Here is a 9,292-nt window from a genome sequence, read left to right as displayed (position 1 = left end):
GTAGAGTGGTGTTGCAAGTGCCTATCACATTTCCGCAGGCGCCGCCACGCTGTGTAGATTTGCGTGTCGGCGTTCTGCACTTTTATTTTGCGCTAAACACCTTTGCTGCCGCGTCGCCCTACATGTAGTGTGGCGCGTTTTGTTAATGGCGAGACACTTACCATACATCTCGCATGGAGTTCGAGCAGAGGCAATGGAAAAGCAGATCCCTCGACAAAAGGTACTTTCGTGTCATTCGGATGCTGGCATGCGAGCGGCTGAAACGGCGGGACGAGACACCTAGGACGGTAGCGGCTTACAAAGGTAGGAAAACCGTACGCGAAGTTGTTGCCGGTTGAGGTGTTCCATCCCGACAAGAACGTATCAACAACGAAGTACGCGATTCGTTGGAAGTTGGCGGTCTTGCAAGAGTTGGAAAAGTGATAATGGTGAATCCTCACAAATGTATTGAGCAAGATCTGATCTAAACTTGTTTCAGGGATTAGGTACAGTGATTGGATATAAAGAAGCTGTCTGCCCCGCTGCGGCACATCCAACAGGTGTTTCGCGGCGGGGCCTCGTGTACACACGTGCACGAGCGGAAAATTGAGCTTGCACTCGAAACGAATGTAAAACATCACCATTAGGGCGTCAACCGAGAGGGCTTGAGGAGGAAACGCAGGGCATGGCCATGCGAGACTATCCGCTTTACACGCTTTCCGAAGTCGATCGACTGACCCGTGTTATGCCGGGCACGGCAAGTCGATGGTTACAACGTTCGCGCACGGATGGTGCGACGTTTGAGGATTTGATTGAAGTCCTGATTGTGGGTGAATTCAGAAAGCATGGCTTGTTGTTTCGGGACATAAGGCGCGTGGTTGTCGAATGCGAGAAGGCGTTGCGGATTCCACGCCCTTTCACAAGTTGGGCATTTCGTACAGGCGGATGGCGCGTGATAAAGGAGACCAAAATGGAATTTCTGCGGGAGAGCGTATTTGACGTTGCTTATCAATATGGACTACCACGATGGCCGTGTGTCCGCATGGTGGCCTCTTGGACGTGATGTCGGAATTCGAATAGCGCCTGAATGGGGGGCGGGCGACCGGTCATTTCCAGACAAGGTATCCGAACGGATGTTCTTTGGGAACGCTGGGAAGCCGGTGACAGTATCGCCGATATTGCCAAGGACTATGGAATCACACCAGCAGAAGTCGAAACGGTACTGCGCTTTGAGGCACGTTATCTGAAAGCCGTGTGAAGTTTGCGGCGAACGATTTTGCCAGGTCCCTTGAGGACCCAGCAAGTTGTGGGTTCTCGTCGAAAGGCTATGACGCTGGGCATCGCCACTGGCATGCGGTGATTCGAGGCGGATCGCAGTCGACAATTGCTTCGCACCTGGCAAATTAGGGTGGCCAAAAGATCGCCAGGATCTCCTCGGCTGTACGGGCGGCCTGTCGATGTTGGACTCCGATATTGCGCGGCGCGCGGACGGAGACGAGCTGGGCACCTCGATAGAGGGATTCGGTTGCTGGCGTGCGGTGATTCGAGATCGCCACGGTCACACCGCGGCGAGCGAGCTCACGCGCATATCCAGCCAGCGCCATGTGGTCATGCCACGAGAAGCCGCCCGGCGCGTATTCGGTAAAGTTCGCGGTGTCGGACAGTGGCACATAGGGTGGATCGCAGTAGACGACGTCGCCAGGACGCGCCTGAGACATCAGGTCGCGAAAGTCGGCGTGGACGAACGAGGCGCGTTTGGCGTGCTCGGCAAACAGGCGCATCTCTGCTTCTGGGAAATAGATTTTCCGACGATAGCCGAACGGAGTGTTGAAAGCGCCGCGGCGGTTGTAGCGCATGAGGCCATGGATTCCGTGTCGATTGAGGTAAACGAAGAGAATTGCTCGCCGCCATAGGTTTTGAGTGGCGTTAAATTCCTGGCGGAGCGCATAGTACCGTTCTGGCGCGTTGTTCTCAGGCACAAACAGTTCACGGCAGGCGCCGATAAAGGCTTCGCCATAAGCCTGTAGTGTTCGATGCACGAGGATCAAGTCTGGATTGGCATCGCCGAGTAGATATTCGGGATAGTCAGTGTTCAAAAACACCGAACTCGCGCCGACGAAAGGCTCGATCAGCCGACGGCCGGGTGGCAGGAACGCGCGTAGGGCGGAGACGATGTGGGATTTGCCGCCGGGCCATTGGAGATAAGAGCGACGGATGGGCATGGACTGCACCTCCGCCGGAGAGGGGGATGGAGGGCAAAGTCAAGGAGGCGATTACATGTCGTTCGAGCAAACTCTTCTGCAAGAATGGGTTCGACAGATGTTGAAAAATGCGCGACGGCATCAGCGAAAACGAGCGCGCCAACCATCTAACGATTACGAACGTGGTGCTGTGAACGCGTACTATGAAATGCTGAAATCGTTGCGAAACACGCTTGAGACGTTTGGTCAGGACTTTCGCGCGTATGGACTGGACGTTGATCTGGAGGAAGAACTGCTGAGCCTACGGCGGGCAGGGCGACGAGGTCCGCGCCGAAGCATTCGCGATGTGGCGGGCGCGTGGAAGGAGCATGAACAAGAGGTTCGAGAAGAATTGAAAGAAATTTTGGGCCGCGAGTGGTAAGCGACGTCACTCGCGGCTTGTTTGTCGTACAATCCACCCATCGGTGGAGACGAATCCACTCGTATGGGAGGAATCCATTATGCCCGCCATTCGCTATCCCGAAAATCCCCTGATCACGCCTCGCGACGTTCCACCCTCTCATCCTGACATGAAGATCATCGGCGCGTTCAACGCAGGCGTGGCGCGGTACCAAGGAGAGACGATTCTCGTGTTACGCGTCGCGGAGCAGGCCGTTGCCGACGAGGACACTGTGGGCGTCCCCATCTACAACGCCGAACGGAAGTCTGTCGAAGTCCATCGTATCAGTCGCAAGGATCCACGCTTCGACTTGTCGGATCCCCGCGCCGTGCGGCACAAGGACACGCTTGAACCGGTGTGGCTCACATCGATGTCGCACCTTCGGCTGGCGCGAAGCCGAGACGGTCGGCACTTCACGGTGGAGGAGAGACCGTTTCTTGCCCCCGAGACGCCGTATGAGGCGTTCGGCATGGAAGACCCGCGGGTCACGGAGATCGACGGCGTGTTCTACATCACGTACACCGCCGTGTCCGAGTACGGCATCGCGGTGGGACTCGCCGTAACGCGGGACTTTCGCGAAATTCAAAGGCTCGGACTCATCCTGCCGCCGGAGAACAAGGACGTGGTGTTGTTCCCGGAGCGCATCGGCGGGCGGTACTATCTGCTGCATCGACCCGCGCCCAAGAGCATGGGCGATCTGGACATTTGGCTCGCGTCGTCGCTGGATCTGGAGACCTGGGGCCGACATCGGCGGCTGATGGGTAGGAGACCCGGTATGTGGGACGGCGCGCGTGTCGGAGGCGGCGCGGTGCCGATTCGGACAGACAAGGGCTGGCTGGTGCTGTACCACGGCGCCAACGAGAAAAACGAATACGCGATGGGGGCGTGCCTGCTCGATCTGGAGGATCCGTCGAAGTTCATTGCGCGGTCCACGGAACCGATACTGAAGCCCGAGGCGCCTTATGAACTCAACGGCTTCTTCGGCGGCGTGGTGTTCTCGTGTGGCGCATGGGTCGAAGGGGGCATTGTGCATCTGTACTACGGGGTGTCGGATGAGGCGATGGCGGGAGCGGATCTATCGCTACGAGAAGCCCTCGACCTGGTTACTGATAAGATGACCGTCTAATAGAAACGTCAACGGGCCTCGTATTCGAGACCCGTTGACGCCTTCGTCTTGGAGGCTCTGGTTCTTGCCATAACACGCAAATGACCGATCAATCATTGGGGCGGTCACCTGCTCGCCTTGAGGACACTGCCCAGGCGTCGGTGCCCGAGCGTCGGAGTCGCGACCTCCGGCGCTCTTTTCAGCTTAAGTGTACCATATCGAGGATATTCGTCAATGCGCTCTTGCCCTGCACCTCCCTCACTATCGGGGGCGATTTCGTGATGGACACGACATTGGTACTTTCGGCAAAACGCGGTGACCAGGACTCTTTCATGGCGCTCTATCGCGAGTTCCATGCCAGAATCCGGAGCTGGATTCGAAACTACTGGATACCAGGAGCCGACCGCGAGGACCTGATGCAGCACGCGTGGATCGGGTTTTGGGAGGCCATACGAGACTACGATGTTCGTGGCAAAGTGCCGTTTCGGGCGTTCGCGAAGATGTGCGTCATGCGTGAGATCCAGGCGGCACTAAAGATGGCGCGGCGACAGAAGCATGTCTCGCACTTGACGGCGCTGTCGCTTGATGCGGAGTGCCCATGGATCGAGGACGCGGAGCGCACGGTGCTGGACGTGTTCGTCGATCGCGCGGCACCGAGCGTCGAGGACATGGCGCTGGACGAAAGACTTCGCGACGATGCTACGGCGGATGAACTCGTGGAATGGGCTGAAGAGCATTGGGGACTGCAATTCACGGAACTGGAACGCGACGTGTTGAAACTTCGGCTCGAAGGCTACTCGTATGCGGAGATCGAGAAGCGGATTGGGCGAAGGTATAAGACAATTGACAACGCCATCCAGAGGGTAAGAAAGCGGGTGAGAAAGGCACTGGAGGCGAGGAACCATGAAGGGGAAAATTGACGCGCGCGTGATCAACTCATTTTTGATGTATTCGCCCGAAACGACAAACGCCATGAGGAAGTTGTTCAAGAGTTAAGCGTCAATTTTGTCCTGCACTCCCTCAATATCTGAGGGGGTGATTTCGTGAAGCCGGAGCTTCAAGCTCAGTTGGACAAACTCTTGGAACTACGCGATGGTTGGCTGGACGGCGAGGGCCGTGCACCGAATAAGCGGCGGCTGAAACGCTTGTTTCGGATGCTGGACACGTTCTACCCGTCGCGACTTCCGGTTCCGTATGTGTATCCGACGCCAGATGGCAACGTGCGGTTTGAGTGGGACATCGGCAGGACGGAATGGTCGATGGAAGTGGATCTCAACACGTACCGAGGCAGACTGACCGGGCTGTGGGTGGATTCAGGCCGAGATGTGGAGGCTGAGTTCAACCTGGCGCTTCACTCGGATCGCGTGAGACTGTTTTCGATGCTCACGGTGCACAGATTTTACGAGAAAGTTGTTCGGCATACGCAGTCATAGAGAGGTTTCGGGCCACGACACCACGCACGCCCGCGTAGCTCAACAGGCAGAGCAGCCGTCTTGTAAGCGGCCGGTTGCAGGTTCGAGTCCTGTCGCGGGCTTAGGCCCGTAGACGCATATTGCCCCATGTGGTAAGATAATCATGCTGCGACGGGATTGTGACGGCCCCGCCTTTGGATTGCGGCCCAGGCGGGGTTCGCCATGTAAGGCCCGAATGATGTCCGCGATGGCATAACCCACACGGGCTAGGCCCCACAGAATCACTCCGAGCACACAGGCGATTCCGTGCAACATCCCTCTCACCCCCTTCCCACGAAGGGGGTGCCCAAGAGAGGTTTCCCTCCCGAGACGAGCTTACCACGACATGACTGACAATTCAATAGAAATTGGATAGAGTACTACCTTGAATCTATAGAAGGAATCATTTAGGATCAGAGATAGAAAGTTTACTGCGTTGGGGGTGGAAAGATGGCGTTTCATACGATATTCGTGTACGGAACCTTGCGAAAAGACCAACCGAATCGTCCTGTGGTCGAGCCATACTTGGTCAGCGAGCTCGGCCTTGGTCAAATCCATGGAGCAATGTACGATTGGGGCTTTTGCCCTGCTGTGACGTTAGAAGAAGACGGCATCGTCGTGGGCGAGTGGATCAAAGTCACGGAAGAAGGACTTGCGCGGTTGGATCGGCTGGAGAGCTATCCGACGTTGTATGATCGCGTCGTTGTGGAAGACCTTGTGAACGGCATTCGGGGCTGGGTGTACTGCGTACCGAAGGAACGGGTGAAGGGTGACCCGCGCGTGGAGAGCGGGGACTGGGTGGCGTATCAGGCGAACAGGTTGGTGGCGCGGAGATAAGTGGGCAACAGATACGTCGCCGACGACTCGGGGGGTTGTAATTTTCCGCACGCTCGCGCAGGCCCAAGGCGGAAACAGTTTGAGGTTTTTGTCCTGCGCGCGCCGCCCAGATAGGGGGCGATGGTGCGATGGGCTTGGCGTTTGTCTTGTGTTGGAGCGCAGTGTGTGTACTTGCCGCCCTTGTGGTCGGCACGATGATACGACTCTACGAGGAGACGCGACGGTTCTACAGCTTAAGGCTTGTGCCTTCCGTGCTCTTCCGGGCGTTGGTGGTGTATCCGTATGTCGGTGCACGTCTCATATGGTGTGATACGAGCTTGTCTCGGCGAAAGCGTATCGTGCTTGCGCTGCGGTGGGCGTTTTGGTGTGTCCGGAATCTCCCAATCGTGATCGGTTGTTCCTGTCGCGACATGGGAGAATCGCGGTGTGTTGATGACCGGCTCTTGGAAGTTTGGCGAACGGTCATCGCGGTACAGTAACGCGGCGTTTTGTCGTGCAATCCCCCTCAAGTAGAGAGGGGGTTTTTCTATGTGCGAATCCGATTAGAGGCACTGCGGGACTACGACGAGCAGCACGTGGACTATATCGACGCTTATATTGCCGTCAAGGCAAAGCATAGCGGGAGTTCGGATGTGCTGACTTGGAATCAGAAGCATTTCAGGCGATTAGGTGTGCGTTCCATCACGCCGGGCGAGTATCTGCGAACTGCCAGCGGGACTTCGAAGTAAAAGTACAATTTGCCCTGCAAACACCCCTCCAGTAGGAGGGGATTTTTTATGAGCACGATCCATGTCGACAGGCTCAAACCGCATCCCAGGAACGCCGAATACTTCACCGACATTGCCGGAGAGAAGTATGAGGAGTTGAAGCGGAGCATCGCGACGCACGGCATCCGCGATCCACTCAAGATCACGCCGGACGGCACGGTGATCGCCGGGCATCAGAGGCTTCGGATCGCAAGGGAACTCGGGATCGAGCAAGTGCCCGTGGTGATCTACGACGTGCCACCGGAAGAAGCGGAGTATCTGCTGATTGCGGATAACGAAGAACGTCGCAGTCAGGATGATGATCCGATCCGGAAGGCGAAGCGGGCGAAGTTCCTCAAGGAGTATTGGGGAGTACGCCGCGGTGTCAATCAGTATTCGAGGGTTAACCAAAATGGTGAATCCACCAAGACGAGCAAGGACATCGCAGAGGCTGTGGGAACGGATGCTGCGCACTTACCGAGATTGCTGAAGCTTAACGATCTCATTCCAGAACTCCAAACTCTCGTGTCTGCGGGCAAACTCGGCACGACCGCCGCAGAACAGCTTGCGCATCTAACGCCTGACGAGCAACGCGCGTTGTTCCAAGCCTTTGGCGAGGCCATTGGCGAGCGCACGGTGACGGAAGCAAAGGAGATCCGTCGTCAGATCGAAGAGGAACGTCGGTTGCGGGAAGTCGCGGAAAAGCGGGTGCGTGAACTGGAGACCTCGGTTCAGCGACTTACGCGCGAAATCGAAGCGGCAAAGGACGAACCCGCTGCTCTTCGAGCGGCACTTGAGGACACACGACGCGAATTGGAACAGGCGCGGCGGGAACTGGCTGAGCGGCCGCGCATCGAGGTTGTGTCAGAAGAGATCAAGCGCGCGCTGGACGATTTGCGTAGGCAGAACGACGAACTCAAGGCGTCACTCGCGGAGCAGGAGCGGCTTGCAGACAAGCTTCGCAAAGAGAAGGCCGCCGCGTTGGAAGCCAAACGTCAGGCGGAGGACGAGGCGATCAAGGAACGCCTTGCGCGCCAGCGATTGGAGAAGACCTTCGAGTCGGCGGGGAATTCCGAAGCGAGCTATGCCGCGCTGCGTAATCTCGAATCCAAGCTGTACGAGGTGCGTCAAGACGTCGCGGGCATGCTTGCGGTTTGGGAACCGGAATCCGTCTCAGACGAAGTTCGGGATCACTTTGTGTCCGTGCTCTATGTGACTGCTGAGGCGTTGACGAACCTTGCGAAGAAGTGCGAAGGCGTCAAGTCGAACAATGTCCTGATGTTCCGGAGGGACCGCTGATGGGCGCTTACGATTTCTACGAGCAGGAACGTCGTCTCGAAGCGCGAGCTGCGGGACGATTTGCCATGCGTACGTTGTCGGAACTCACAGGCCGTGTCGTGCCCCAAGGGATTCTTAATCAGTTAGCCAAGATGGTCTGGCGCGAGACCAACACGTTCCTCGAAGACGGCGCAGTTGAGCCGTCCCTTCGGTTTGTTGAGAGCGACATTGTTCCGGCGGTCTTGCGGAGAATCGAGATGCTGGGATCGAAGTCCAAGACGGCTCAGTTTGCGAACGAACACCCGGACGAGACCAAGGTGGCTGTGATGGCGTTGGCAGAACGAGCCATGTCGCTGCAGAAAATCTCCAGGGGGTGTTTTTTCGACATTGGATTTGCCGTCGCGACGATTCGATACGAGTTGGACCGGGAGCTCTATGGTTTGGTGGTGCCTGCCGTCAAAGCGGTGATGGCGAAAGTTTCGAATGTCGACGAAGAGACCGTCCTGGTAGTGTTACGCGAAGAGATCAGCCGCGTCCTTCGAGAACGAATCGAGGCGCGGATGTGGACATTGGCGAATCTGGACGATGGGCAACATCGCGTAGCGCAATGAGGAAGCCGCCCTGCCGAAGTGGTGGGGCGGCTTTTTTTGCCCTGCAAACGCCTCTTTGTTGAGGAGGCGATGCAAAATGACCGAACCCCGCAATTTATGCTCGAAAGGTGCTACGGAGCACGAGCATGGCACACAAAGAGATCCAATCTTAGGAGGCGAGACAAAGGAACGAATGGTTATCTGCGGCAGCTTAGGGGCCGGGAGAAAGGTTTCGTACGATGAAATTTTGCGGATGGCAGTTCAAAACGGCATGAAAGTATTATAGCCAATGAAGGGGATGAGTGATAGGCACCGCCCTGCCGTGTGGTGGGGCGGCTCGTTTTTTGTCATGCAAACCACGTGTGTGTGGAAGTGATTTTTGAGGGAGTGATCCGTATGGTGAACTCACGCGGAACATTTACGGTGGCATTTGGGGATGCCCAATCTGGCAAGAGTCACTGGGCGCAAACACACCTGGACGAGATCGGCGAACAGTGGTTTGGAACCAACAATATTGTGTATTGGGATATGTACGCGAAAGACGCTGCGGAGTTGGCCTCAATTTTGGAGTAGACCCTCATGTCGATTTTCGACGCCACGGGATCATGAAAATGGCGATGTTGCGCGCTACGATGGTGATAAGCAACCACCAGAGCTCGATCCCTC

General features: G+C 56.7%; 10 protein-coding genes and 1 tRNA gene. 10 read left to right on the top strand and 1 reads right to left on the bottom strand.

The window, feature by feature from the left end; translation table 11 throughout:
• Positions 1-664 precede the first annotated feature (664 nt).
• Positions 665-1,042, top strand: a complete 378-nt coding sequence (locus J3481_RS14035; RefSeq protein ID WP_012810509.1) for a hypothetical protein — start codon at positions 665-667, stop codon at positions 1,040-1,042.
• 24 nt (positions 1,043-1,066) lie between these two features.
• The gene (locus tag J3481_RS15130) at positions 1,067-1,237 is read left to right on the top strand and encodes a DUF433 domain-containing protein (RefSeq protein ID WP_012810510.1); all 171 of its coding nucleotides are present in this window, start codon (positions 1,067-1,069) and stop codon (positions 1,235-1,237) included.
• Between the two features lie 145 nt (positions 1,238-1,382).
• Here J3481_RS15130 and J3481_RS14025 read toward each other — a convergent pair whose 3' ends face one another.
• Complete coding sequence (locus tag J3481_RS14025; protein ID WP_206832738.1) at positions 1,383-2,201, bottom strand: Dam family site-specific DNA-(adenine-N6)-methyltransferase; 819 nt, start codon at positions 2,199-2,201, stop codon at positions 1,383-1,385.
• A 55-nt stretch (positions 2,202-2,256) separates the two neighbouring features.
• Between J3481_RS14025 and J3481_RS14020 the strand changes: the two genes are divergently transcribed.
• From J3481_RS14020 to J3481_RS13985, 8 genes are all read left to right on the top strand, one after another.
• Positions 2,257-2,601: a hypothetical protein gene (locus tag J3481_RS14020; protein WP_012810512.1), complete on the top strand. Its 345-nt coding sequence runs from the start codon at positions 2,257-2,259 to the stop codon at positions 2,599-2,601.
• Positions 2,602-2,680: 79 nt separating this feature from the next.
• Positions 2,681-3,745, top strand: coding sequence for a glycoside hydrolase family 130 protein (locus J3481_RS14015; RefSeq protein WP_012810513.1), 1,065 nt, complete (start codon positions 2,681-2,683; stop codon positions 3,743-3,745).
• Positions 3,746-4,056: 311 nt separating this feature from the next.
• Positions 4,057-4,644, top strand: coding sequence for a sigma-70 family RNA polymerase sigma factor (locus tag J3481_RS14010; protein WP_236011739.1), 588 nt, complete (start codon positions 4,057-4,059; stop codon positions 4,642-4,644).
• A 123-nt stretch (positions 4,645-4,767) separates the two neighbouring features.
• On the top strand, positions 4,768-5,157 hold the full coding sequence (locus tag J3481_RS14005) for a hypothetical protein (RefSeq protein WP_206832737.1): 390 nt from the start codon (positions 4,768-4,770) through the stop codon (positions 5,155-5,157).
• A gap of 28 nt (positions 5,158-5,185) precedes the next feature.
• Positions 5,186-5,258: transfer RNA gene (locus tag J3481_RS14000), tRNA-Thr, on the top strand.
• Positions 5,259-5,625: 367 nt separating this feature from the next.
• Positions 5,626-6,012, top strand: coding sequence for a gamma-glutamylcyclotransferase family protein (locus tag J3481_RS13995; protein WP_206832736.1), 387 nt, complete (start codon positions 5,626-5,628; stop codon positions 6,010-6,012).
• A 776-nt stretch (positions 6,013-6,788) separates the two neighbouring features.
• Positions 6,789-8,057, top strand: coding sequence for a ParB/RepB/Spo0J family partition protein (locus tag J3481_RS13990; protein WP_206832735.1), 1,269 nt, complete (start codon positions 6,789-6,791; stop codon positions 8,055-8,057).
• Positions 8,057-8,647 carry a hypothetical protein gene (locus J3481_RS13985; RefSeq protein WP_206832734.1) on the top strand — a complete coding sequence of 197 codons (591 nt, stop codon included), beginning with the start codon at positions 8,057-8,059 and terminating at the stop codon, positions 8,645-8,647. The genes J3481_RS13990 and J3481_RS13985 overlap by 1 nt, the downstream gene beginning before the upstream one ends.
• Positions 8,648-9,292 lie beyond the last annotated feature (645 nt).

The sequence above is a fragment of the Alicyclobacillus fructus genome (genome assembly GCF_017329605.1).
GTDB lineage: Bacteria > Bacillota > Bacilli > Alicyclobacillales > Alicyclobacillaceae > Alicyclobacillus > Alicyclobacillus fructus.
This window is presented reverse-complemented; position numbering and strand designations above follow the sequence as displayed.

Excerpts from the sequence above, each read along its gene's own strand:
- J3481_RS13985 (WP_206832734.1), top strand. The coding sequence starts at position 8,057 with ATGGGCGCTTACGATTTCTACGAGCAGGAACGTCGTCTCGAAGCGCGA.
- J3481_RS13990 (WP_206832735.1), top strand. The coding sequence starts at position 6,789 with ATGAGCACGATCCATGTCGACAGGCTCAAACCGCATCCCAGGAACGCC.
- J3481_RS14015 (WP_012810513.1), top strand. The coding sequence starts at position 2,681 with ATGCCCGCCATTCGCTATCCCGAAAATCCCCTGATCACGCCTCGCGAC.
- J3481_RS14020 (WP_012810512.1), top strand. The coding sequence starts at position 2,257 with ATGTCGTTCGAGCAAACTCTTCTGCAAGAATGGGTTCGACAGATGTTG.
- J3481_RS14035 (WP_012810509.1), top strand. The coding sequence starts at position 665 with ATGGCCATGCGAGACTATCCGCTTTACACGCTTTCCGAAGTCGATCGA.
- J3481_RS15130 (WP_012810510.1), top strand. The coding sequence starts at position 1,067 with ATGGGGGGCGGGCGACCGGTCATTTCCAGACAAGGTATCCGAACGGAT.
- J3481_RS14010 (WP_236011739.1), top strand. The coding sequence starts at position 4,057 with ATGGCGCTCTATCGCGAGTTCCATGCCAGAATCCGGAGCTGGATTCGA.
- J3481_RS14025 (WP_206832738.1), bottom strand. The coding sequence starts at position 2,201 with ATGCCCATCCGTCGCTCTTATCTCCAATGGCCCGGCGGCAAATCCCAC.
- J3481_RS13995 (WP_206832736.1), top strand. The coding sequence starts at position 5,626 with ATGGCGTTTCATACGATATTCGTGTACGGAACCTTGCGAAAAGACCAA.